A 24,071-nucleotide genomic window follows, 5' to 3' on the forward strand; every position below is an offset into this window, starting at 1 on the left:
AGGGTAGTACAGCTCGGCAATAAAACCTACCGAATCATACGGCTTTAGTGAGCGAACGCAAAAGCCGGCGCAGGCGCCGGCGATAAAGGGTCAAAGCAGGAACAGCGTCGCCAGGCCAAGGAAGATAAAGAAGCCGCCGGTGTCGGTCAGCGCGGTGATCAAGACGCTGGAACCCACTGCCGGATCGCGGCCCAGCTTGATCATGGTCATCGGTATCACCACCCCCATCAGCGCCGCTACCAGCAGGTTGAGGATCATCGCCAGCGTCATCACGCCGCCCATCGCCCAGTCACCGTACAGCAGCCAGGTGACCACCCCCATAATGCCGCCCCAGACCACACCGTTGATAATCGCCACCCCCAGCTCCCTCAACATCAGGCGGGAGATATTGCCAACCTCGATCTGGTGCAGCGCCAGCGCGCGGACGATCATGGTGATGGTCTGGTTGCCGGTGTTACCGCCGATACCGGCGACGATCGGCATCAACGCCGCCAGCGCCACCAACTGCGAAATGGTGTGTTCAAACATGCCGATGACGCGTGAGGCGATAAACGCGGTGCACAGATTGATGGCCAGCCACGCCCAGCGCGTTTTTACCGCTTTACTGACCGGGGCAAAGACGTCCTCATCCGGGCTCAAGCCCCCCATGCGGCGCAGGGTGGTGTCGCTTTCCTCGTTGACCACGTCAACGATCTCTTCAATGGTCAGGCGGCCCATCAGCTTGCCCTTGGCGTCGACCACCGGGGCGCTGATCAGGTCATAACGTTCGAACGCGCCGGCCGCCGCCTCGGCCTTGTCTTCCGGCAGGAAACGGGTGGGATCGCTGTCCATCACTGCCTGCACCGGGGTTTCCGGGTCGTTCAGCAGCACGGCGGTCAGCGGCAACTCGCCCAGCAGGGTATTCTTGCGATCGGTGACAAAGAGTTTGTCGGTAGCCGCCGGGATGGTTTTACGCAGACGCAGGAAACGATGCACTGCCCCGAGCGTGACGTCCGGGCGCACCGTGACCAGCTCAAAATCCATCATCCAGCCTACGGTGTCCTTGCCGTAGTGGATCATCTCACGCACCTGCGCACGCTGATCCGGCTCGAGCGAGGTCAACAGGCGGCCCATCAGGTTACGCGGCAGATACTGCGCCAGATAGGCCTGCTCATCGACGTCCAGCGTTTTGATCGCCTTGAGCAGGTCTTTATCGCTCATCTCTTCGATCAGGCTGTCCCACACAGGTTCGGCCACTTCCACCAGCGTCTGGCCGCGCTTGCCGTTGCCTACCAACCGCCACAGCGCCAGGCGTTCGTCCTGCGGCAGGGCTTCCAGCAGATCCGCCAGGTCAGCGGCGTGCATATCGTCCAGCAGGGCGGTGATTTCGGCGGTCTGGTTCAGCAATTCGGTTTTGCTGAGCGCATTTTCATCCCCCGGCCGACCCAGAATGCCATCGATCAGGTCTTTATTGTTTAGCAGCAGTGAAAGAATGCGCTGGCGATATTCAGCGACTTTTTTAACGTTATGCGTTGCGACTGACATGGTATTCCTTACTGGCACTCAGAGCTCCTCACGGACAATCTCTACCCAAGATAGAGCATAGTGAATGCAGGCGTCATTTTTATGAAATGGATGCAGGCGCTGAGGAATAAGTAAGGGGCCTGGCATACCTAACGGGCGTTGGCCGGCGGCAGGCTGCTTAACTATTCGGTTGGCCTGAGTGTTGATGGCATCTTGTCGTTTCAGGGGGAGCCGTCCCGGTTTTCTTCGCGGATCTCCGTGGCGCTCTGAACGGGGGCGAGCTTTTTTTCCTGATGATGGGGCACCGCAACCACGGCGGCATACAGCAATCGGCCGACTAAAATGATAAAGCTGATCAACAGCACTATCTTTGTCATTTGTCCGGTGGTTTTTTTACGCATATATCACCCGGCATGCCGGTTTCCTGTGCCATCTGGTGTTGGAAATTGTAACCGGAATTTTAGGAGGGTATGACAAAAGTTGTCCATTTATTTCCGGCGTAAGCCGCCGGGCATTTCATCGTCGTTTAGGATAGGGGGGCGCCGCTTCGGCGTTTAACGCGCCCCCACCGCAGGGGGGGGCGACGGACTCAGGCTGAGCGTTTCTCGTCCTGCGAGCCTTCTTCTTCAATCATCAGTTTCCAGCCCACGACGTCGTTCCAGTAGGCCTGCTCACGTTCGAAATCCAGCTGTACCAGGTTATTCTGCGCCAGATAGCCGGCCGGGAAGCGCAGCGTCCAGTGGTTATCGTCGGTGCTGAGGCGCAACGTCTCCGGCGTAGTGGTCGACTGGCGCTGGTTGTTGAGCAGGGTGCTCAGGCGCAGCAACTGGATCAGCGGCAGATAATACTTTTTCTTGAACAGGTTCAGGCGCGGCAGCTCTTCGAGCTTGATAGCCTTGCGGTGGAAACGCACCAGCGCCGCCAGCAGCAATTGCTGTTCCTGATGGAAACCCGGCAGGTTGGTGTTCTGCAGAATATAGGCCGAGTGACGATGCATGCCGCTATGGTTGATGCTCAACCCCACTTCATGCAACATCGCGGCCCATTTCAACAGCGCTTCCAACTGCGGATTCGCCAGCTTGGGGTTTTGCGCCGTCCACTGCGCATACAGCAGCTCGGTGGTTTCCAGCACCCGTTTAGCCTGTTCACGGTCAATATTGTAGTGATCGGCCAGGCTTTTGGCGGTGCGGCTACGAATATCCTGATGGCGGAAACGGCCTTCCATTTCGTACAGCACGCCTTCGCGCAGCGCGCCGTCGGAAAGGCGCAGATCGCGGATCGCCAGCGCATCGAACACGCCGCACAAGATCGCCAGACCCGGCACAAACACCGACTGACGGTCTTCGGATAACCCCGGCAGGCTCAGTGCGCTGAAGTTTTTAAACTGCAGCACCTGTTCCGCCAGCATATCCAGCCGATCCAGGGTGATCAGGCCGTCTTTTTCGCCCATCTCCACCAGCACTTCATGGGCGGCCTTGATGGTGCCGGACGCGCCAAGTGCATACTGCCAGCCCTGAATGCGGTATTGCCAGGCCAGGGTCTCGAGCTTTTGCGCCGCCGCCAGGCGTGCGCGCTTGAAGTTGTTCTTGCTGATTTCGCCGCCGGGGAAGAACAGCTGAGCGAAGCTGACGCAGCCCATGCGGCGGCTTTCCGCCAGCAGCGGCTCAAAGTCTTCGCCGATCACCAACTCGGTGGAGCCGCCGCCGATGTCGATCACCAGCTTGCGGCCTTTTTCCGGCTGCGTGTGCTCCACGCCCATAAAGATCAGACGCGCCTCTTCCTGCCCGGCGATGATTTCAATCGGATAGGGGATCACTTTGGCCGCGCGTTTGAGGAACACTTCCGCGTTAATCGCCTGGCGCAAGGTATGGGTGCCGACGATGGTGACGTTATCCGCCGGGAAGCCTTGCAGCCGTTCGGCGAACAGCGCCAGGCAGGCAAGGCCGCGTTCTATTGCCTCTTCACTGAGCACATTGTTGCTGTCCAATCCATCGGCGAGGTGGACCCGCTGTTTTAAACGGCCCAACACCTGTAAGGCGCCGTTGACGACGCGGGCGATCACCATGTGGAAACTGTTCGACCCAAGGTCGATGGCGGCGATTTCCTGCGGTTTGTTCGTTGCAGTGCTTTTTAGCGGCATAGTGGCTGGCCTACTGTCCTGGTTGTTCCAGAGCTTTTAAATACTCATAAATGGCAACCTGAGCGCGCACTTTACGGCGATTGCCGCGCGGCACGTACTGGTTGCTCAGTTCTTTATCGAGGTAACGGGCCTTGACCGTGTCGCTGAACAGGATTTCCAGAATATCCAGAACCCGTTGTTTCAGCGTTGGATCCAACAGCGAGACCGCCACTTCTATACGGTAATCTATGTTACGGGTCATCCAGTCGGCAGAGGACAGATAGACCAGTTTGTCACCTTTGTTGTCGAAAACGTAAACCCGATCGTGTTCCAGATAGCGGTCGACGATGCTGATTATCTGAATATTGTCACTGATCCCCGGCAGGTTGGGAATCAAAGAACACATACCCCGGACCAACAGGCGGATTTTTACGCCGGCGCCGGAGGCGGTATATAACCGATCTACCAGGCCTTTATCCACCAGATTGTTGATTTTCAGCATAATGCCGGCCGAATGCCCGGCCTGGGCGTTGGCGATTTCCTGGTCGATCAATTCGTACAGTTTCAGGCGCGAGTTTTGCGGCGATACCATCAGATTGTCGAAGGTCACCGGCCGGTATGGGTTCTCGATAAAGTTGAACACCCGGCGCACTTCATTGGTGATGCGCGAGTCGGCGGTCAGCAGTGAATAGTCGGTGTAAATGCGCGCGGTTTTCTCGTTAAAGTTACCGGTGCCGATATGAGCATAGCGCACAATATCGTCGCCTTCACGGCGCGAGATCAGGAACAGTTTGGCGTGAATTTTCAGCCCTGGCGCAGAGAAGATAACGTGCACGCCGGCTTCGGTCAGGCGTTTGGCCCAGTGAATATTGGCCTCTTCGTCAAAGCGCGCCTGCAGTTCCACCACCACCGTGACCTTTTTGCCGTTGTGCGCGGCGTGGATCATCGACTCGATAATGCGCGAGTCTTTCGCGACGCGGTAAATATTGATTTTGATCGCCAGCACGCTGGGGTCAAACGATGCCTGGCGCACCAGCTCCAGCACGTGCTCAAAGGTATGGTATGGGTAGTAGAGTAGCACGTCCTGTTCGCGGATGGCGTCAAAGCCGTTGCGGAATTTATCGAACCAGATATGGCGCAGGCGCGGCAGTGGCTTATTGACCAGGTTGGCCTTACCGACATTCGGGAAACTGATGAAATCTTTAAAGTTATGGTAACGGCCGCCGGCGATCACCGAATCATAGTTGGAGATGCCGAGCTTGCCGCGCAGCAGTTCCACCATTTCGTTCGGCATGTCGCGCTGATAAACGAAGCGCACCGGTTCGGCGGTGAGGCGCTGTTTCAGGCTGGAGGACATCAGTTCCAGCAGGCTGGATTCCATTTCTGTCACCAGGTCATATTCGGCGTCGCGCGTCATTTTCATCGAATAGGCGTTGAGCGCATCGTAGTCGAAGAAGCCCTTGAAGATATCGTCCAGGCAGTAACGCAAAATGTTGTCCAGCAAGATCATCGGCTTGCGGCGGCGCGGCGCTTCCGGCGGCAGGTTGACGAAGCGCGGCACTTTATCGGACGGGATCTCCAGCAGCGCATATTCGATGCGCGCACTGCGGATAATCTCTACCGCCAGATAGGTGTAATCGTCTTTCAGGAACTGCACCAGATTGGTGTCGTGGTTGATCAGGATCGGAGTGATGTGTTGGCGAAGATGCTGCTTGAAGTATTGGCGCAGCCAGGTCTGCTGGTTCTCCGACACCTGACGTTCGTTGATCAGGAAGATCTGGTTGCGCGCCATTTCCAGCAGCAGATCGTTATACAGGCTGTCGAATTCCTGATCGGTTTTTAATACCTTGGCCTGGATCTTCTTCAGTAAATGGCGTGAGGCGCCGCCAGACCCTTGCTCTTCGCTGATCAGGATGCGTCGTTTGAGATCGGCAAAGCGGACCTTATAGAACTCGTCGAGGTTATTGGAATAAATGCCCAGAAAACGCATGCGCTCAATCAGGGGATTGCTCTTATCTGCGGCTTCCTGCAACACGCGTTCATTAAAGGATAACCAGCTTAATTCTTTTTCGATGTAGAGCTTTTCCTGACCCATTGCCACTCCAGTTCAATTTTAGAAAAGGACCCGAGACGTGCCCCAGAAGCCCGTGCTCTGCGTTGCCGGGCTTGAACGTAGGTCCGTTATGTTCAGTCCCCCCGTCTCGATTACGGGTTTTTGGGTCTGCGACGTTGCCACGACCTATTTCGGGACACAACCTATTGTCCTTGATCATTATTGCGAGAGATTGACAGGAAAGTCCAACATATCCATTGCGTTGGCGCGGGGCATTTTGCGGTATAAAAAATATTTTTGTGGCGGTGAAGCCGCGGGGCAATGTTGCCCGATATAAAATCGCGATTATGGGGTGTGATTCTTTGCTATATGACCAGTATTGCCATAATTTTTCAGCAATATAGGGAGTATATAGTGGGAATTGGTAGAGGAAGAATCCAATTGATTGATGGGTAACTTTGTCATGCAAACGTCATAAAACTGACATAAGATGCCCGGTTATTCTATGGCGCAAGCCTGATCATATCAGCGACAGCGAGAGACATGGCACAGACTACGGTAAACCAACATCCCCGGGATCGCCTGCGCGCGCGCATCGACCATAGCGTGCAGGCGGCGGTAACCGTCAGCGGGCTGCTGGTGCTGATGACGCTCATGCTGATCTTCGTTTACCTGCTGTTTGCGGTGCTGCCGCTGTTCAAACCCGCAGCGATGAGCAAGGCGCAGCCGCTGACGATCGCTGCTACGGCACCGGCGCTGGCGTTGGGCATGGACGTGCAACAGCGCATCGGTTATCGCATTGACGCGCAGGGCGCGGGCCAGTTTTACCGCCTGACGCCGCAAGAGGGCGCGAAGGCCGGCGAACCGCTGGCGCAACAACCGCTGCTGGCCAGGCCGACGTTGCTCACCCAGGCTGCGGGCGAACGCGACCTGTTTGCTTTGGCGCAGGCCGATGGCCGGTTTATTGTCGCCAGCGCGGACTTCGCGGCTGCGGGAACGGCGGTGCCGCAGTGGGCGTTTCCACTCGGGCAGCGGCCGCAGGCGCTGGATCAACGGGGCCGCCCGCTGACGCTGCTGACGCTCTCTGAGGCGCGGCGGGGCCAGTACTTGCTGGCCGGCGTCACCGACGATAACCGGTTGGTGTTTGGCCGTTTCGGTAACGACCACCCGCCGCAGTTGAGCGAAAACGTGCTGGAGAGCGCGCCGCAGCAGATCGTACTGACTCCGGACGGCCGCCAGCTGTACCTGCTGGCGGGCAACCGCCTGGCTCGCTACCAGATTAACGACACCCAGCTGCAACTGAAAGAAACCCGTACCCTCGGCGAGCATTCCCCTTATCGGCTGACGGCGTTGCCCGGCGGCAGTGCGCTGTTGATTGCAGCGGCCGACGGCAGCGTGCGCGAATGGTTCGACGTGGAAAAGAACCAGCGCTGGCAATTGACGCCGGTGCAGCATTTCGAACACAGTGCCGAACCGCAAGATTTGCTGGTGGCCGAGCCTTATCGCCGGGTATTCGCTACCCTGCGGCCCGATGGCGGTTTCTCGCTGTTTTCCAGCATTCAGCCGCAGCCGCTGCTCAACGGCAGGCTGAGCAGCGGCGTTCAGCAGTTGGCGTTCGCCCCGAGCGGCGATGGCCTGCTGCTGGAAACGGCGCAGGGCTGGCAGCATTATGCGATTGATAACCCTTACCCTGACGTGACCTGGCGTTCGCTGTGGCACAAGGTGTGGTATGAGAATTACCCTGAGCCGGCCTACGTGTGGCAATCGACCTCCGGTGAGGACAGCTATCAGGCCAAATTCAGCCTGATGCCGGTGATTTTTGGCACCTTCAAGGCGGCGAGCTACGCGATGCTGTTCGCTATCCCGCTGGCCTTGGCCGGGGCGATTTACACCGCTTATTTCATGTCGCCCGGGCTGCGGCGGGTGATCAAGCCGGCTATCGAGGTGATGGGCGCATTGCCGACGGTGGTTATCGGGTTGGTGGCCGGCATCTGGCTGGCACCGGTGATTGAACATTATTTGCTGGCGGTGCTGTCGCTGCCGGTGCTGCTGGCGGTAGCGGTGTTGGCCTGTGGCGCAGGGGTGAACCGCTTTGCGCCGCGGCGGTTACCGCCAGGTTTCGATCTGTTGATCCTGCTGCCGTTGATGCTGTTGGTTATCTGGCTGGCGTTCAGCGTTGGGCCGTGGCTGGAAGTTAAACTGTTCGGCGAACCGCTGCATTTCTGGTTGGGTGACGATTATGACCAGCGCAACGCGCTGGTGGTCGGTGTGGCGATGGGGTTTGCGCTGGTGCCGATTATCTTCTCACTGGCGGAAGACGCCTTGTTCAGCGTACCGGCTACCCTCGGCCAGGGCTCGCTGGCGTTGGGGGCGACCCAGTGGCAAACCGTGATGCGGGTGGTGTTGCCTTCGGCCAGCGCCGGTATTTTCTCCGCGCTGATGATCGGTTTTGGTCGGGCGGTGGGCGAGACCATGATTGTGCTGATGGCCACCGGCAATACGCCGATTATCGACGGCAGCCTGTTCCAGGGCCTGCGCGCGCTGGCGGCCAATATCGCGATAGAAATGCCCGAGGCGGTAGCCGGCAGCAGCCATTACCGGGTGCTGTTCCTTACCGCGCTGGTGTTGTTTATTTTCACTTTCGTGTTCAATACGTTGGCGGAGGCGGTGCGTCTGCGCCTGCGTAAACGCTACACCCTGAATCAGGAGGCGCCATGAAGCGCTGGGTGAGGAGCGGCTCGCCGTGGATCTGGCTGACCGCCGGTTCGGTGGCCCTCAGCCTGCTGGCGCTGATCGGCATCATGCTGCTGCTGGCCGGGCAGGGGATGCGCTATTTCTGGCCCAGCCCGGTGTACCAGTTTGAGCTGAATCAGAGCGCGGCCGGCCCGGTAATGATGATCGGCGAGCTGTACCAACAACAAAGCATTTCCCGCCGCCAGTTGCAGGAGTCCGGCGTTGCGCTGCCGCAGGGGAATGCGCAGAACGTCGAACGCTATCTGATCAAAGTCGGCAACCGCGAGAGCGAAGGGCAGGATTTCCGCACGCTGCTGGCCAGCGACATCCTGCGGCAGAGCACGCCGCGCGATCTGCTGGTGCTGGAGCGCAACAGCAACGGCACCGCTTATGGCTATTTGGCGGGGATGCTGGAAGATGGCCAACCCTTGACCGGGCGCAACATCAACCAGGCGCTGCAGCAGCGTTTGCCGCAGATTGCCGCGCTTTCGCGGCAGGCGCATGACATTCAATTTCGCGATATGGCGCGCATCAACCAAAGGTTCGATACGCTGCGCCTGCGCGAAAAGCGCCTGCAACGCGATGACAAACTGGACGCTCGTTCGCAGGCATCCATCAGGGCTGAAAGGCTGGAGTTGCAACGCCAGTATCGGCAGTTGTCCGAGCGGCTGGAAGGGTTGAACCGCGATCGCCAGCGCGATGCGCTGTTGCTGCGCGACATGCACGGGCAGGTTCATACCATTGCGCTCAGCCAGGTGCGTGATGCCTGGTATCCCAATGCGATGAACACCACTCAAAAGCTGACGCATTGGGCCGAACAGGTGAAGAAATTCCTCAGCGACAGCCCGCGTGAGGCCAATACCGAAGGCGGCGTGTTCCCGGCGATTTTCGGCACCGTGCTGATGGTGATCCTGATGTCGATGGTGGTGATGCCGTTTGGCGTGATCGCCGCCGTTTATCTGCACGAGTATGCCGGCAATAATTGGCTTACGCGGCTGATCCGCATTGCGGTGGTCAATCTGGCCGGCGTGCCCTCGATTGTTTACGGCGTGTTTGGCCTGGGTTTCTTCGTTTATATGATTGGCGGTACCCTGGATCAGCTGTTTTACCCGGAGTCGCTGCCCAACCCGACCTTCGGTACGCCCGGCGTGCTGTGGGCGGCGTTGACGCTGGCGTTGTTGACGCTGCCGGTGGTGATCGTGGCTACCGAGGAGGGGCTGTCGCGCATTCCCGCTGCGCTGCGCCAGGGATCGTTGGCATTAGGCGCCAGCCGTGCGGAAACGCTGTGGCGTATCGTTTTGCCGATGGCCGCCCCGGCGATGATGACCGGTCTGATCCTGGCCGTGGCGCGCGCCGCCGGGGAAACGGCGCCGCTGATGCTGGTGGGTGTGGTGAAATCCGTGCCGGTGCTGCCGGTGGATGATATTTTCCCGTATCTGCATCTGGAGCGGAAGTTTATGCATCTGAGCTTCCAGATTTACGATATGGCGTTCCAGAGCCCGAGCGTGGAAGCCGCCCGGCCGCTGGTGTTCGCCACGGCGTTTCTGCTGGTGGCGATTGTGGTGGGGTTGAATCTGGCGGCGATGGGTATCCGCCATTCGCTGAGGGAGCGGTACAGAGCATGGTCGCAGTAACAATGACGTTATTTCTGGGGAGTGCGTAATGGGTTTGATGACGCCAGGCAGTTTGCCCCGGCTGGATGTCCAGCATCTTGATGATGAACATACCGCGCTGGCGGTGAACGGCCTTAACCTGTTTTATGGCGAGAAGCAGGTACTGCACAATATTTCGCTGCGTATTCCAAAGCACCGCGTTACGGCGCTGATTGGCCCTTCCGGCTGCGGTAAATCGACGCTGCTGCGCTGTTTTAATCGTATGAACGATTTGGTGGATAACTGCCGGATCGAGGGTGAGCTGCAACTCAACGGGCAGGGCATCTCCGGCACGCAGATCGACGTAGCGGCGCTGCGGCGGCGGGTTGGTATGGTGTTCCAGCGCCCTAATCCGTTCCCGAAGTCGATTTATGAAAACGTGGTCTATGGCCTGCGGCTACAGGGCGTGCGCGACCGCCGGATCCTGGACGAGGCGGTGGAGCGTTCGCTGCGCGCCGCAGCGCTGTGGCATGAGGTGAAGGACCGGCTGCGCGAAAACGCCTTCCGCCTGTCCAGCGGCCAGCAGCAGAGACTGGTGATTGCGCGGGCGATAGCCATTGAGCCGGAAGTGCTGTTGCTCGATGAGCCGACTTCGGCGCTGGATCCCATCTCTACCCTGACCATCGAAGAGCTGATCTCCGCGCTGAAACAGCAGTACAGCGTGGTGCTGGTGACCCACAACATGCAGCAGGCGGCGCGCGTGTCCGACTACACTGCCTTTATTCACCAGGGGCAACTTGTGGAATACAACGCGACCGACGATATCTTTACTTCACCGCGCCAGCGCCGCACCGAGGATTATATTACCGGGCGGTATGGTTGAGGCTCGGCGGCGAAAATCGGTTGGTTTTCGCCGCTGACTACGATAAAACTCAGCAGGCATGATTCGCCATCTGAATAAAAATATTTTTTATATTTCTTCCGGCCTCTGCTTTATTAATGTTATACAGTTGGTGCTTACCAAGACTCGGGTTCCTGGTGTGCTATATATATGTTTTTTTGTTGCCTATCACGTCAATCATTGATTTTTATTATAATTTAATTTTCGTGGTCGATAAATGGATGCCTATTTATATAAGGAAGGTATAAGCATGAATATTGATGGTAATTATATTAAAGAAATATCTCTCTTGTTATTGCCAATGCTGATTTCTGCGGTGGCATGGTGGTTTTCTCGTTGGTTAAAGAGATATGACGCCCGGAGAAATGGCCGGTTTGACCGGGTCAGCGACGTGAAACGCCTGTCGGTTCTGTCCCGCATCCAGGCGCTTCGGGATAGGCCGCAGGATGGAATGACGCTGCTGCAAATCAAGGCGCTGTATGAAAGCATCGGGATCCGCTTGCCGGTATGGGTGGCGCATCAACTGGTGGACTATCTGGGCCGCGCGCCGGTGGCATTGAGCGACCTTGCGCTGAACTGCTTCTTGCGCCGCACTTCACTCACCGCGATCAGGGACGAAACATTTACCCTGGATGACCGCCGGCTGCGCCATCAGCACCTTTCTGTGCTGTTTTTCCTGATAGCCAGTGCGTTGGCTATCGTCTACGGTTTTTCCATCACCGTGCCCCCGTTAGGGGAAAGCGCAGCCACTGCCAGTAACACCTTTTGGTTTTTATTCTTCTTTTTCGCCTATTTGATAATGGCGTTGTTCGTCGTGGCCTGGACGATTAATGAATGGGAATCCCTGCTGCGCGTCAAGGCTTTCTGGCTGAGCTGGCAGCCCCACCTGTGCCAAAGCGAAGCGGCGTATGAGGCGCGTTGCCGGCATGAGCGGAACGTGGCGGCGCAGGAGAGCGCACCTGATACCGCCTTGCAGACCGTGGTCGATTTGCCGCCGGCCAAAAAGCCGCAGCGTGGGTGGTTGACGCGCATGCTGGGCAAGAAAGATAAATAACCGGTACGGGCCAGAGCAGCATATGGCCCTTAACGAGCGTTACCGCTCAGCCGCAATACCAACCCAATAAACAGCAAAGCGGCTCCCGAGGCGTAAAGCGGAAACCAGCGCGCCCACCAATGTGCAGAAAACACGGGAGCGCCGTTTGCATGGTTGGCGGCATAACTGCCGTAAAGATTCAGGGAAAAAGCAATCGCGAAAAGAATCAGACCGATAAAAATAAGCAGGCTTGATATTTTACCCATGTATTCATCCCTCTTGTTTTGTTATTTCCATGTTTAAATCTGACTATAGAAAAATATGATGGGGTATCTCGTTATAGCACTAAACTTATTTCATATGTCATTTTTTGTTATGCAGGGTGAACACATTAATACAGTCACCCCAATAAAAAACCCGCCTGTGCGGGTTTTCTCTTTTTTCTCGGTAAGCGTCACTTCACCAGCGGCTTATCATTCGGGGTTTTGAACTTGGCCAGATACTGCGGCTGGAAGATGCACATGCGCAGCACGGTGCGGTATTCGCCGTTGACGAAGAATTCGTCGATCAGCTCGCCCTCTACTTCGAAGCCCAGCTTGCTGTAGATGTGGATCGCCTTCGGGTTTTCTTTGTCGACGATCAGGTACAGCTTGTACAGGTTCAGTACCGAGAAGCCGTAATCCATCGCCAGCTTGGCGGCGGTGCTGGCGTAGCCTTTGCCCTGATGGGCCGGATCTATGATGATCTGGAATTCTGCGCGGCGGTGGATGTGATCAATCTCCACCAGTTCCACCAGCCCGACCTTGGCGCCTTCGTGGGCGATGATAAAACGCCGTTCGCTCTGATCGTGGATGTGTTTGTCGTAGAGATCGGAAAGCTCGACAAAGGCTTCGTAAGGTTCTTCAAACCAATAGCGCATCACGCTGGCGTTGTTGTCCATCTGGTGGACGAACGCCAGATCATCCCGTTCCAATGGGCGCAGCCTGACGCTGGTAGTGCTGGACATGTGTGTTCCTCTATGTCGTGAAATTGTGCAAAGTATAACGTCAGAGAATGAATGGCGGCGAAAAAAAACGGCGCCGCATGGGCACCGTTTAGGCAAGGTTCAGACTGCGCCGTTTTAATCGGCGGCGTGGCCCTGTTCCGGCAGGCGTTCGCCGTCCAGCCAGGCGGCGTTATCACGCATCGCCAACCGGCCTTCGGCAAACCAGTTCACCACCAGCGGGTAAATGGTATGTTCCTGGGTCTGCACCCGTTCAACCACCTCATCTTCCTCGTCGCCGGGGAAAATCGGTACCTTGGCTTGCAGGATCACCGGGCCGCCGTCGAGCTGTTCGGTCACGAAGTGCACCGAGGTGCCGTGTTCGCTGTCACCGTTGTCGATGGCCTGGCGGTGAGTATGCAGCCCAGGGTATTTCGGCAGCAGGGAAGGGTGGATATTCAGCATGCGGCCTGCATAGCGCTGCACGAACTGCGGGCTGAGAATGCGCATATAGCCGGCCAGCACCACCAGATCCGGCTGGTACCGGTCGATGGCGTCCGCCAGCGCAGCGTCAAACGCCGCGCGGTCGGCAAAGGCCTTGGCATCCAGCGCATGGGCGGCAATGCCTGCCGCTTCTGCGCGTTGCAGGCCGTAAGCCTGCGCCTTGTTGCTGAACACCGCCACAATTTCGGCGGCAATCCGGCCCTGCTGGCAGGCGTCAATCAGCGCCTGGAGATTGCTCCCCTGGCCGGAGACCAACACCACGATCTTTTTCATCAGTTGATGACCACTTGTTGTTCGTCGGAAGATGCGGTCAGTTTACCGATCTTCCACGCTTTTTCACCGGCTGCGGTCAACAATGCGATGGCTTGTTCAACGGATTCTTCCGGCAGTGCGATTACCATGCCCACGCCACAGTTAAAGGTGCGGTACATTTCGTGGCGGCTGACGTTACCGGCCTGCTGCAGCCAGCTGAATACCGCCGGCCACTGCCAGCTTGATTCGTCGATCACCGCCTGCATGCCTTCCGGCAGCACGCGCGGGATATTTTCCCAGAAGCCGCCGCCGGTCAGGTGAGCGATGGCGTGCACGTCGATTTTCTCGATCAGTTCCAGTACCGATTTCACGTAAATCTTGGTCGGCTCCAGCAGGTGGTCAGCCAGCGGTTTACCTTCCAGGTCGGTGGTGGTCGGATCGGTGTTGCTGACTTCCAGGATTTTGCGCACCAGCGAGTAGCCGTTGGAGTGCGGGCCGGAAGCGCCCAGCGCGATCAGCGCGTCACCGGACTGCACTTTGCTGCCGTCGATGATTTCGGATTTCTCGACCACGCCGACGCAAAAGCCGGCTACATCGTAATCTTCGCCGTGGTACATACCCGGCATTTCGGCGGTTTCACCGCCCACCAGCGCACAGCCGGACTGCTTGCAGCCCTCGGCAATGCCGGTGATGACGCTGGCCGCGGTGTCCACGTCCAGTTTGCCGGTGGCAAAGTAATCCAGGAAGAACAGCGGCTCAGCGCCCTGTACCACCAGGTCGTTCACACACATTGCGACCAGATCGATGCCGATGGTGTCGTGGCGTTTCAGGTCCATCGCCAGACGCAGCTTGGTGCCTACGCCGTCGGTACCGGAAACCAGGATCGGCTCGCGGTATTTCTGCGGCAACGCACATAGGGCGCCAAAACCGCCCAGACCACCCATCACTTCCGGGCGGCGGGTCTGTTTAACTACACCTTTGATGCGGTCTACCAATGCATTGCCAGCATCGATATCGACACCTGCGTCTTTATAGCTGAGAGAGGTTTTGTCGGTCACTGCGCGATCCCCACGACGGTTTGCGGTTTGAATACGGTGCATCCGGCGTTGATACCGGATTAAGGCGCGGCAATTCTAACAGCGCAGGCAAACGTTTGCGAGTGGCTTGTGAACCGGCTCCGTTTTTTCGTCATCTATACTGTTATTCAAATATTCGGACTTTAGTTGATCCCGATCGGGCTATTGTGGGTGGCGCGGCCGGTAAAAGGAGTTATAATCCCGCGATTTTTTTGGCCGTCAACCACCTTAATAGGAGAAAAATGATGAAGATCGTTGAGGTGAAACACCCGCTGGTGAAACACAAGCTTGGTCTGATGCGTGAAAATGACATCAGCACCAAACGCTTCCGTGAGCTGGCATCAGAAGTGGGTAGTTTGCTGACCTATGAAGCGACCGCCGATCTGGAGACGGAAAAAGTCACCATCGAAGGCTGGTGCGGGCCGGTTGAGATAGACCAGATTAAAGGGAAAAAAATTACCGTTGTGCCGATCCTGCGCGCAGGTCTGGGCATGATGGAAGGGGTGCTGGAGCACGTCCCGAGCGCGCGTATCAGCGTGGTTGGCGTTTACCGTGACGAAGAAACCCTGGAGCCGGTGCCGTATTTCCAAAAGCTGGTTTCCAATATCGAAGAGCGTTTGGCGCTGGTGGTTGACCCGATGCTGGCTACCGGCGGTTCGATGATCGCCACTATCGATCTGCTGAAGAAAGCCGGCTGCAACAGCATCAAGGTGCTGGTGCTGGTTGCGGCGCCGGAAGGGATTGCCGCGCTGGAGAAAGCGCATCCGGACGTCGAGTTGTACACCGCCTCCATCGACCAATGTCTTAACGATAAAGGGTACATCGTGCCGGGCCTGGGTGATGCCGGCGACAAGATATTTGGTACCAAATAAAAAAATAAGCCGACTTTAATCAGTCGGTTTTTTTTGCATAAAATATATCTATCCCCCAAATAATTGATGTTGCATCAAGGCGGCAAGCGACAGAATCCCGATGAGCTTACTTAGGTAAGTGATTCGGGTGATTGAGCGTAGCCAACGCAGAGGCAGCGGCAAGTATGACGGGGATAGCAGAGGAAAAACATCCATGACCCGTCGTGTGATAGGCGTCAGCGAACGCCCACCGTTACTGCAGACCATTCCACTCAGCTTCCAGCACCTTTTCGCCATGTTTGGCGCTACTGTGCTGGTGCCCATCCTGTTCAAGATCAACCCGGCGACGGTGCTGCTGTTCAACGGCGTCGGCACGCTGCTGTATCTGTTTATCTGCAAGGGCAAGATCCCGGCCTATCTCGGGTCCAGCTTTGCGTTTATCTCACCGGTGCTGCTGCTGTTGCCGCTGGGTTATGAGGTGGCGCTGGGCGGTTTCATCATGTGCGGCGTGCTGTTTTGCCTGGTGGCGCTGCTCGTCAAAAAAGCCGGCACCGGCTGGCTGGACGTGATATTCCCGCCGGCGGCGATGGGGGCGATTGTCGCGGTTATCGGCCTGGAGCTGGCGGGCGTGGCGGCCAATATGGCGGGCCTGCTGCCGGCCGACGGCACCAATGCGGATACCACTACCGTGACCATTTCACTGGTGACATTGGGCGTGACCATCCTGGGTTCGGTGCTGTTCCGTGGTTTTCTGGCGATAATCCCGATCCTGATTGGCGTGTTGGTCGGGTATGCGCTGTCGTTCTTTATGGGCGTGGTGGATTTGACGCCAATCCGCGAGGCGCACTGGTTTGCGCTGCCGACCTTCTACACCCCGCGTTTTGAATGGTTCGCCATCTTCACCATCTTGCCGGCGGCGCTGGTGGTGATCGCCGAGCACGTTGGGCACCTGGTCGTGACCGCAAATATCGTGAAGAAAGATCTGCTCCGCGATCCGGGCCTGCATCGCTCGATGTTTGCCAACGGCATCTCGACGGTGATTTCCGGTTTCTTCGGTTCAACGCCGAACACCACCTACGGCGAGAATATCGGCGTGATGGCCATCACCAAGGTTTACAGTACCTGGGTGATCGGCGGCGCGGCCATTCTGGCGATTCTGCTTTCCTGCGTCGGCAAGCTGGCGGCGGCCATTCAGGCGGTGCCCGTGCCGGTGATGGGCGGCGTTTCACTGCTGCTGTACGGGGTGATCGGGGCTTCCGGCATTCGCGTGCTGATTGAATCCAAAGTGGATTACAACAAGGCGCAGAACCTGATCCTGACTTCGGTGATCCTGATTATCGGCGTTAGCGGCGCCAAGGTGCATATCGGCGCGGCGGAGTTGAAGGGCATGGCGCTGGCGACTATCGTCGGTATCGGCCTCAGCTTGCTGTTCAAGGTCATCAGCCTGTACCGCAAGGAAGAAGAGGTGATCGACGCGCCGGACGAGTCGGCACCACGGAAGTAAATAAAAACGGGCAGCCAAAGGGCTGCCCGTTTCGTTAATGCGTTATCCGTTAACTGCGGATTTTACGGTAAACGAACAGCACTACGATAGCGCCGATCACCGCCACGACGAAGCTGCCGAAGTTGAAACCGTCAACTTTGCCATAACCAAAGAAGGTGCTGATGTAGCCACCGACCACGGCGCCGACAATACCCAACACGACGGTCAGAATAAAACCGCCGCCGTCTTTGCCTGGCATGATCCACTTGGCTAAAATACCGGCGATGAGGCCGAAGATAATCCAGGAAATAATCCCCATTTACTGCTCCTTACTTTGCTTTTGAGACTCGATTTTTATTACTGCTGTTTGGCTGGCGGGGTGTTTTGCGTCCCGGCAGCGTTGGTATCATTTTTTAATTCTTCCGCTTTTTTCTCAGCGCTGTTTTTAATCGCTTCGGTTTTCGCTTTGGCTTCTGCGGTCAGATCCTTGGCGCCACTGATGGCATCGTTTTTAATGGATTTAGCCTGATCGACCAACTGTTGGCTTTGTTGGGTGGCGTCATTCTTGATGGCGTCGGCCTTGGCCTTGGCATCATTGGTGATCGCTTCCGCCTGTCTGGAGGCGTCGTCTTTAATGGCCGAAGCCTTGTCTTTAAGCTGGTCAGCCTGAGTGGCGGCCTCTTTTTTGATTTCCTTGGCGGTAGCTTCCGCTTTATCGGTCAGATCGTCCGCTTTTTTCTGCGCGGCGTCTTTCATCTGCTCTGCGCCGTCTTTAGCTTTCTCAAGATTGGCGTCGACTTTGGATGAATCATCACAACCGGCAACCAACAGCCCAATGATTGAGGCCAAAAGCACTTTATTCCATACTTTCATTGTCTATGTCCTTGTAGAAACCTGGTTTATGGTGACTGCATTTCGCCCCTCTATACTAGGATAAATCTTGGATAAAATACAAATTTCGCCAGCGATGGCAGTGAGTTACTTTACGCTCACGGAGGGCGGTTGCTCACTATTGCGGCATAAAATCCTGCCGGTTCAACAGAGCCTGCTTTTTGTGATAGACTCACCGTGTTTTCCTGCCAGTTTTGGTTGAGGTGCTTCCCTGAATACGCCGGCACAGCTTTCACTGCCACTTTATCTTCCCGATGATGAAACTTTTGCCAGTTTTTATCCGGGCGAGAACCCATCCCTATTGAGCGCGATCCAGTCTGCCGTTCGTCAGGAACATGGCAGCTATATCTATTTCTGGTCTCGCGAGGGCGGTGGGCGCAGTCACCTGTTGCATGCGGCCTGTGCGGAGCTTTCACAGCGTGGTGAAGCAGTGGGCTATGTTCCGCTGGATAAGCGCGCCTATTTCGTGCCGGAAGTGCTGGATGGCATGGAGCAGTTGGCCCTGGTGTGCATCGACAATATCGAATGCATCGCAGGCGACGAAGAGTGGGAAATGGCGATCTTTAATCTCTACAACCGCATTCTGGAAACCGGCCGCACGCGCCTGTTCATTACCGGCGATCGCCCGCCGCGTCAATTGAACCTCCATCTGCCTGACCTGGCTTCGCGCCTCGACTGGGGGCAAATCTACAAGCTGCAACCGCTGTCGGATGAAGAGAAACTGCAGGCTTTGCAACTGCGCGGTAAACTGCGTGGGTTTGAACTGCCGGAAGACGTAGGCCGTTTCCTGTTGAAACGGTTGGATCGCGAGATGCGCACGTTGTTTACGACGCTGGATCAGCTCGATCGCGCTTCGATCACCGCTCAGCGCAAGCTGACCATCCCGTTCGTCAAAGAAATTCTGGGGCTGTAGCCCTAGTCCTGCAATGACCTATCGCCGTTATTCTTCCGCGTGTTCCAGTAAGGCAAAATAGCGATCAATCTGACCGCGTTCCTTGCTGGCCCTCAGTTGCAACGCCAGATTGATGTTCTCCAGACAGCGCGCATTATCTGCCAATTCCTGGCCAATTTTACCTTTGCTCGCCAGCCAGGTAGCTACGCTGGCCCAACGCCATAAGGGCGACGAACCTTTGATTCTTTGGATCGGTGAGGGGAAATCACCCGAACCGCGTGTGCCGTCCTTCAGCATGGCGATGGCTTGCCGCGACATGTCGGTGAGCTCGGCGATATCGCTTAAGCCCACCAGAGAGGAATCGACGGACACTACCTGAGCGGCAATACCGGCGGATTCGATATCTTCGATGGCGCTGAAAATAGCCTTGGCGAAGCTGTCGCTTTCACGATCGAACTCCAGGTAAACGGTCTTGCCATAGAAACAGATTAAGCCGTCATCACACCCGCCGGCATACAATGCATCCTCCAGGTTGGCGGTCTCCGAGGTTACGCCGGTCAGCGTCAGCGAGAAATGGTAAAGCGGCATAGGGGGCCCCCTGTTACTTTTTTCCTGATTGAGCAAGACATTGATCTACCTTGCGCCGTATTTGCATGGCGTGCTGTTCAGGGTTTTTTGGCGTGGACCAGATGCTCATCATGTGTTCCCGATGTTCCGGAAGAGAACATTGCAGGCGGCCAAACGCGTGCCCATTGCTGGAGCGAAAAAACCAACCTTGCGAGATGGCATAGGATAACGCGGCCTGAATATGTTTATTAGGGTGGTTTTTCATCGGCCACCTAAAGTCAGGGTGAGGATATTTTAACTGTTGACGGTTGTCAACGCTGTTTGTGAGCTAAAACTGCACGCCGGGAGAATAGCAGGAAGAACCAAAAGGGATGATGAAAAGTATTTATATAACAATTAATTAAAAATAGCCCAGGTAAGGGCTATGATCATAATCTTGGTCAATGGGGTTACCGGAGCGGCGTTTACACTATCTCCAGCACCTGCTCCGGCGGCCGGCCGATACGCGCTTTACTGCCTTTGACCACTATAGGGCGTTCGATCAGCTTCGGATGCGCCACCATTGCCGCCAGCAATTGCGCTTCGCTCAGGGTGTCATCCGCCAGCTTCAGTTCTTTGTACAGATCCTCTTTTTTACGCATCAACTCGCGTGCGGAACTGAAACCCAGTTCCTTCAGCAGTTTCTTCAGCTCTTCCGCCGACGGCGGCGTTTCCAGATACAGCACCACTTCGGGCGTTACGCCGTGCTGCTCCAGCAGCGCCAGGGTTTCTCGGCTCTTGGAGCAGCGCGGGTTGTGATAAATAGTGACGTTTTTCATTTAATTCATCCTTATGAAAATCAGCCGCGCTGGTATTGGCGGAAACGCTCTTGCAACTGGCGCAGTTGGTCGATGCGCGCATCATAACGCGCCTGTTTCAGGCTGCCGAGTTTTTGCAGCGAACTGGCGTTGCTGAGCAGGCCGATCGCCTGATCGAGGCGGCCAGTTAGCGCCAGGCTCTCGGCGCGGGCAGACAGCTCTTCGTCGCGCAGCCCCTGTGCGGCGCTGGCTTGCGCCAGCAGATCCCAGGCGTTGGGATCGTCCGGGTGGGCGAAGGTGTAGCGGTTAAGTATTTTTGACGCCTGCGCCGGCTGGTTGCCTTCCACATAGGCGTTGGCCAGATTGAGCTGCAGCACCGGGTTGTTGCTCTGTGCGGCGTTGGCGGCCTGTAGCCGCGCAATGGCCTGCGGCGCGCGCTTCTGTCCGAGATCGATGTCGGTCATCAGATCGAGCAGCCAGACGTTTTTCGGATCTTGCGTCAGCAGCGGCTGCAGGATGTTACGGGCGTCGTCGTATTTTTTCGCTTCATAGAACAGGATGGCGCGGCCATATTTGGCGGCCATCTGCTCGCGTACGTTGCCTTTGCTGTAGGTGTCGAGCAGCTCTTCATTCAGGCTGTAGCCTTCCGTGCTGTACATGCCCAGCGAACGCACCTTGGCCATCAGGTAATCCTGTGTGGACTGCACCAGGTGCTTGGGCATTTGGTTGGCGCGGTTGCGCGCATCGGACAGGCGGCTGTCGGGCAAGGGGTGCGTCAGCAGCATTTCCGGCGGCTTGGAGGCATAGCGTGACTGGTCGGACAGTTTCTGCAAGAAGTTGGGCATCGCTTCCGGATCGAACCCGGCGCGTTGCAGCACCTGAATGCCGATACGGTCGGCTTCCTGCTCATTCGATTGGGTAAAGCTGATCATGCCCTGTTGGGTGCCGGCCATCGTGCCGCTCAGCGCCGCCATGCCCATGGTCGGGTTGGCCATCGCCAGCAGGATCGAGCCGAGGGCGCCTACCCAGGTCAGCGGGGCATTGCGCTGCTGGTCTTCCATCGCCCGCGCCAGATGGCGCTGGGTCACGTGCGAGATTTCATGCGCCAGCACCGAGGCCAGTTGGCTTTCGTTGTCGGTTTCACGGAACAGGGCGGAGTGCAGCACCACGTTGCCGCCAAAGAAAGCGAAGGCGTTGATTTCGTCGTTGCGCACCAGATAGAAATGGAACGGCGTACGCACCGAATAGGCGCTCGCCACCAGCCGGTTGCCCAACTGGTTGATGTATTGGGTTAGCAGCGGATCGTTGATCAGGGGCGCGCTGGCGCGTAACTGGCGCACATAGAAATCACCCATCGCCAGCTCCTGGCCGATGCTCAGGGTGCCGCCCGCAGAGGTGCCCATGTCCGGCAGTTGATCCTGGGTTTCCGCCTTCGCCGGCGCCATCGCCGTGGCGTTGATCGCGCCGAGCAACAGTACTGCAATCGCTGTTTTGGTCAACCGGGTGGTCATAGTCAGGCCTTTCCCTTAAATAGTCATCTCTAAGACGTCAGCATCACATAAGAGTTCTTCTTCCGTGCCGGGCTCGCCAAAACAATCAGCGCGAAAGTGCGGTGGCTCACAAAACGGCACACTGCAGCGCCGTTTAAACCGATCACATCATAGTCAGCCGCAGGCGACAATGAAACTTCCGTCAGGGAATAACCGGGCAAAAAAGTTTTATTTTTCATTTCTGAACCCTCGCTGTCATCCCGCTTTGCGCGCCGTTCCCCTTTCGATTGACTCAGGCCGCACGATAAAACCAGGATCAAGTTTGTCCGTGTTTTATTGACAAGATAAACGGAGACTCATATAGTCTGTGTTATTGAAGGCCACATCATACTGAAGACTCAAAAATGGCGTACATCACAACCAGCGTTGAATATGGTATCCACTGTTTGCTCTGGCTGGTCGGCGATAATCAGCGCGCCCTCAGCAGCCGTGAGCTGGCAGAATTGCAGGGCGTTTCCCCCAGCTTCCTCGCCAAAATTTTTCCCAAACTCGAAAAGGCGGGGATCGTTGCGGCCAGCGAAGGGGTGCGCGGCGGCTACCGGCTGGCGCGCCCGGCGGATGAAATCAGTTTCCTGGAAATCATCGACGCCATTGAAGGGCACAAGCCCTTGTTCGACTGCCAGGAAGTGCGTGGCCGCTGCGCCGTATTCGACAATTCGCCGCCCGACTGGGCAGTTTCCGGCAAGTGCGCGATCCATGCGGTGATGCTGCAGGCGGAAAAAGCCATGCGCGACGCCCTGGCGGCGCAAACGCTGGGTGCCGTGGCCACTCGTTTTGGCCGCAAGGCACCGCAGGGCTTCTTCAGCGAGGTCAATATCTGGATCGATGAACGCATGACCGAGCGCACCACCCGCAGCGGCAAACCGGCGCGCTCCAAGCCCTAACGTCGCCGCAGTACTTTCCTGAAAAGACTCTTTTTTCCCGCCTCTCCGGAAGAGGCGCGGGCCCCTCTGTGCCCCGTTGACGGGCGGCGGAGCGGCGCCGTTCGTCCGGAAAACGTCACGGGCAGCCTGAAGGCCCGGTTATCTGTACTTTTGAAGGAGTAAAGCAATGACACAGAAAATAGTGATCGCCGGTTCGGGTTTTGCCGGGTTTTGGGCTGCCGTTTCCGCTATGCGTGCCATCACGCTTGCCGGCAAAACCGGGACGATTGAGGTGACGATGGTCTCGCCGACGCCAAATGTCACCATACGACCGCGCCTCTATGAGGCGGTGCTGGAAAACATGAACCCCGACATTTCCTCCCAGCTTGCCGCCGTCGGCGTGCATCATCTGGCGGGTTTGGTGGAGCAGGTTGATACCCTGAGTCAATCGCTGGTGGTTCAACAGGCCGACGGGCAAAAAATCACCCTGGGTTATGACCGCTTTGTACTGGCGACCGGCAGCCGGCTGTTTGTTCCTGCGGTGCCGGGGTTTGCAGAATACGGTTTCAACGTGGATACGCTGGAAAACGCGCAGCGCCTGGATGCCCATTTAAAAGCGCTGAGCAATAAAGCGGAAACTGCGGCGCGCAATAGCGTGGTGGTGGTCGGCGGCGGGTTGACCGGGCTGGAAAGTGCCACCGAGATGCCAATGCGGCTACGCGATATTTTGGGCAGCCAGGCGGATATTCGCGTGGTGATTGTTGATACCGCGCCAGAGGTCGGCGCCGGAATGGGCGCTGAATCCGCCGCGGTGATCCAGCAGGCGCTGGCCGAGTGCGGCGTCGAGTCGCGGGCCGGAGTGCGCGTTATTGCGATGGATGCGGACAGCGTTACGCTGTCGAACGGCGAACGTATCGCGGCCAACACGGTGATACTGGCTGCGGGCATGCGTGCGCATCCGCTCACTGCGCAGATCCCCGGTGAACGCGACGGCAGCGGGAGGGTGATCGGCGATGCGTTCCTGCGCGCACCGGCGGCGGGCGTCTTCGTGACCGGGGATACGGTGAAGGCAGCGACCGACGATTACGGCAACTACAACGTGATGTCCTGCCAGCACGCCATGAGCCTCGGCCGCGTTGCCGGCCATAACGCGGCGGCAGAACTGACGGGGCTGCCGGTACACCCTTACAGCCAGCCGAAATATGTCACTTGTCTTGATCTCGGCTCCTGGGGGGCGCTCTACACCGAAGGCTGGGATCGTCAGGTACGCTTCACCCGGCAGGAGGGCAAAAAGATTAAGCAGGAGATCAATACGCAGTGGATCTACCCACCTGCGGCGGACCGCGATGCGCTTTTCGCCGTTGCTAATCCGGACTTTGTGATTGTGCCCTGAGCCACATGCGGGAGCGGAGACGCTCCCGTTTTATTG

At 57.2% G+C, this 24,071-nt stretch carries 24 protein-coding genes; 9 read left to right on the forward strand and 15 right to left on the reverse strand.

Annotated features, from left to right (window positions below):
- Positions 1–90 precede the first annotated feature (90 nt).
- The 4 genes from mgtE to ppk1 all read right to left on the reverse strand — a co-directional run bounded on the left by mgtE (position 91) and on the right by ppk1 (position 5,717).
- Positions 91–1,524 (reverse strand): magnesium transporter, encoded by a 1,434-nt coding sequence (mgtE, locus tag JK621_RS22610; RefSeq protein WP_212557736.1) that lies wholly within the window; start codon positions 1,522–1,524, stop codon positions 91–93.
- Between the two features lie 200 nt (positions 1,525–1,724).
- On the reverse strand, positions 1,725–1,904 hold the full coding sequence (locus JK621_RS22615; protein ID WP_212557737.1) for a YfgG family protein: 180 nt from the start codon (positions 1,902–1,904) through the stop codon (positions 1,725–1,727).
- Positions 1,905–2,092: 188 nt separating this feature from the next.
- Positions 2,093–3,643: an exopolyphosphatase gene (gene ppx, locus JK621_RS22620; RefSeq protein WP_212557738.1), complete on the reverse strand. Its 1,551-nt coding sequence runs from the start codon at positions 3,641–3,643 to the stop codon at positions 2,093–2,095.
- Positions 3,644–3,653: 10 nt separating this feature from the next.
- Entirely contained in the window at positions 3,654–5,717 is a 2,064-nt protein-coding gene (ppk1, locus tag JK621_RS22625) for a polyphosphate kinase 1 (protein WP_212557739.1), read from the reverse strand.
- 501 nt (positions 5,718–6,218) lie between these two features.
- On the opposite strand from ppk1, the gene JK621_RS22630 reads away from it, so the two are divergent.
- The 4 genes from JK621_RS22630 (at position 6,219) to JK621_RS22645 (ending at position 11,955) form a co-directional block, all read left to right on the forward strand.
- Positions 6,219–8,393, forward strand: a complete 2,175-nt coding sequence (locus JK621_RS22630; RefSeq protein ID WP_212557740.1) for an ABC transporter permease subunit — start codon at positions 6,219–6,221, stop codon at positions 8,391–8,393.
- A complete protein-coding gene (gene pstA / locus JK621_RS22635) occupies positions 8,390–10,042 on the forward strand; it encodes a phosphate ABC transporter permease PstA (RefSeq protein WP_212557741.1) in 1,653 nt (550 codons plus the stop codon). The genes JK621_RS22630 and pstA overlap by 4 nt, the downstream gene beginning before the upstream one ends.
- A 28-nt stretch (positions 10,043–10,070) precedes the next feature.
- A complete protein-coding gene (gene pstB, locus JK621_RS22640; RefSeq protein ID WP_006316912.1) occupies positions 10,071–10,883 on the forward strand; it encodes a phosphate ABC transporter ATP-binding protein PstB in 813 nt (270 codons plus the stop codon).
- A 469-nt stretch (positions 10,884–11,352) separates the two neighbouring features.
- Positions 11,353–11,955, forward strand: a complete 603-nt coding sequence (locus tag JK621_RS22645) for a hypothetical protein (protein WP_212557742.1) — start codon at positions 11,353–11,355, stop codon at positions 11,953–11,955.
- A gap of 29 nt (positions 11,956–11,984) precedes the next feature.
- On the opposite strand, the gene JK621_RS22650 is transcribed toward JK621_RS22645, so the two are convergent.
- The 4 genes from JK621_RS22650 to purM all read right to left on the reverse strand — a co-directional run bounded on the left by JK621_RS22650 (position 11,985) and on the right by purM (position 14,730).
- The gene (locus JK621_RS22650) at positions 11,985–12,200 is read right to left on the reverse strand and encodes a hypothetical protein (RefSeq protein WP_212557743.1); all 216 of its coding nucleotides are present in this window, start codon (positions 12,198–12,200) and stop codon (positions 11,985–11,987) included.
- A gap of 188 nt (positions 12,201–12,388) precedes the next feature.
- Positions 12,389–12,940, reverse strand: coding sequence for a spermidine N1-acetyltransferase (speG, locus tag JK621_RS22655; RefSeq protein ID WP_212557744.1), 552 nt, complete (start codon positions 12,938–12,940; stop codon positions 12,389–12,391).
- Between the two features lie 114 nt (positions 12,941–13,054).
- Positions 13,055–13,693, reverse strand: coding sequence for a phosphoribosylglycinamide formyltransferase (purN, locus tag JK621_RS22660; RefSeq protein WP_006327217.1), 639 nt, complete (start codon positions 13,691–13,693; stop codon positions 13,055–13,057).
- The gene (purM, locus tag JK621_RS22665; RefSeq protein WP_006316901.1) at positions 13,693–14,730 is read right to left on the reverse strand and encodes a phosphoribosylformylglycinamidine cyclo-ligase; all 1,038 of its coding nucleotides are present in this window, start codon (positions 14,728–14,730) and stop codon (positions 13,693–13,695) included. Before purM ends, purN begins: the two co-directional genes overlap by 1 nt.
- A 263-nt stretch (positions 14,731–14,993) precedes the next feature.
- Here purM and upp point away from each other — a divergent pair, with 263 nt between their 5' ends.
- Positions 14,994–15,620 carry a uracil phosphoribosyltransferase gene (gene upp / locus JK621_RS22670; protein WP_212560270.1) on the forward strand — a complete coding sequence of 209 codons (627 nt, stop codon included), beginning with the start codon at positions 14,994–14,996 and terminating at the stop codon, positions 15,618–15,620.
- Positions 15,621–15,813: 193 nt separating this feature from the next.
- The gene (gene uraA / locus JK621_RS22675) at positions 15,814–17,103 is read left to right on the forward strand and encodes a uracil permease (RefSeq protein WP_212557745.1); all 1,290 of its coding nucleotides are present in this window, start codon (positions 15,814–15,816) and stop codon (positions 17,101–17,103) included.
- Positions 17,104–17,152: 49 nt separating this feature from the next.
- Here uraA and JK621_RS22680 read toward each other — a convergent pair whose 3' ends face one another.
- Together JK621_RS22680 and JK621_RS22685 are read right to left on the reverse strand one after the other, a co-directional pair.
- A complete protein-coding gene (locus JK621_RS22680) occupies positions 17,153–17,401 on the reverse strand; it encodes a GlsB/YeaQ/YmgE family stress response membrane protein (protein ID WP_004941647.1) in 249 nt (82 codons plus the stop codon).
- A gap of 38 nt (positions 17,402–17,439) precedes the next feature.
- On the reverse strand, positions 17,440–17,955 hold the full coding sequence (locus JK621_RS22685; protein WP_212557746.1) for an E3 ubiquitin--protein ligase: 516 nt from the start codon (positions 17,953–17,955) through the stop codon (positions 17,440–17,442).
- A gap of 229 nt (positions 17,956–18,184) precedes the next feature.
- Here JK621_RS22685 and hda point away from each other — a divergent pair, with 229 nt between their 5' ends.
- Complete coding sequence (gene hda / locus JK621_RS22690) at positions 18,185–18,886, forward strand: DnaA inactivator Hda (RefSeq protein WP_013814077.1); 702 nt, start codon at positions 18,185–18,187, stop codon at positions 18,884–18,886.
- Between the two features lie 27 nt (positions 18,887–18,913).
- On the opposite strand, the gene JK621_RS22695 is transcribed toward hda, so the two are convergent.
- From JK621_RS22695 to JK621_RS22715, 5 genes are all read right to left on the reverse strand, one after another.
- Entirely contained in the window at positions 18,914–19,453 is a 540-nt protein-coding gene (locus JK621_RS22695; RefSeq protein WP_212557747.1) for a helix-turn-helix transcriptional regulator, read from the reverse strand.
- Positions 19,454–19,466: 13 nt separating this feature from the next.
- Positions 19,467–19,697 (reverse strand): hypothetical protein, encoded by a 231-nt coding sequence (locus tag JK621_RS22700; RefSeq protein ID WP_071919919.1) that lies wholly within the window; start codon positions 19,695–19,697, stop codon positions 19,467–19,469.
- A gap of 199 nt (positions 19,698–19,896) precedes the next feature.
- Entirely contained in the window at positions 19,897–20,250 is a 354-nt protein-coding gene (gene arsC / locus JK621_RS22705) for an arsenate reductase (glutaredoxin) (RefSeq protein WP_212557748.1), read from the reverse strand.
- 20 nt (positions 20,251–20,270) lie between these two features.
- Positions 20,271–21,740, reverse strand: a complete 1,470-nt coding sequence (locus tag JK621_RS22710) for a beta-barrel assembly-enhancing protease (protein ID WP_212557749.1) — start codon at positions 21,738–21,740, stop codon at positions 20,271–20,273.
- Between the two features lie 29 nt (positions 21,741–21,769).
- Positions 21,770–21,958, reverse strand: a complete 189-nt coding sequence (locus tag JK621_RS22715) for a hypothetical protein (protein ID WP_212557750.1) — start codon at positions 21,956–21,958, stop codon at positions 21,770–21,772.
- Positions 21,959–22,123: 165 nt separating this feature from the next.
- On the opposite strand from JK621_RS22715, the gene JK621_RS22720 reads away from it, so the two are divergent.
- Together JK621_RS22720 and JK621_RS22725 are read left to right on the forward strand one after the other, a co-directional pair.
- The gene (locus tag JK621_RS22720; protein WP_212557751.1) at positions 22,124–22,663 is read left to right on the forward strand and encodes an RrF2 family transcriptional regulator; all 540 of its coding nucleotides are present in this window, start codon (positions 22,124–22,126) and stop codon (positions 22,661–22,663) included.
- Between the two features lie 166 nt (positions 22,664–22,829).
- Complete coding sequence (locus JK621_RS22725) at positions 22,830–24,035, forward strand: NAD(P)/FAD-dependent oxidoreductase (RefSeq protein ID WP_212557752.1); 1,206 nt, start codon at positions 22,830–22,832, stop codon at positions 24,033–24,035.
- Positions 24,036–24,071: the final 36 nt, after the last annotated feature.

The organism is Serratia plymuthica (genome assembly GCF_018336935.1).
In the GTDB taxonomy this organism is placed as follows: Bacteria; Pseudomonadota; Gammaproteobacteria; order Enterobacterales; family Enterobacteriaceae; genus Serratia; species Serratia plymuthica_B.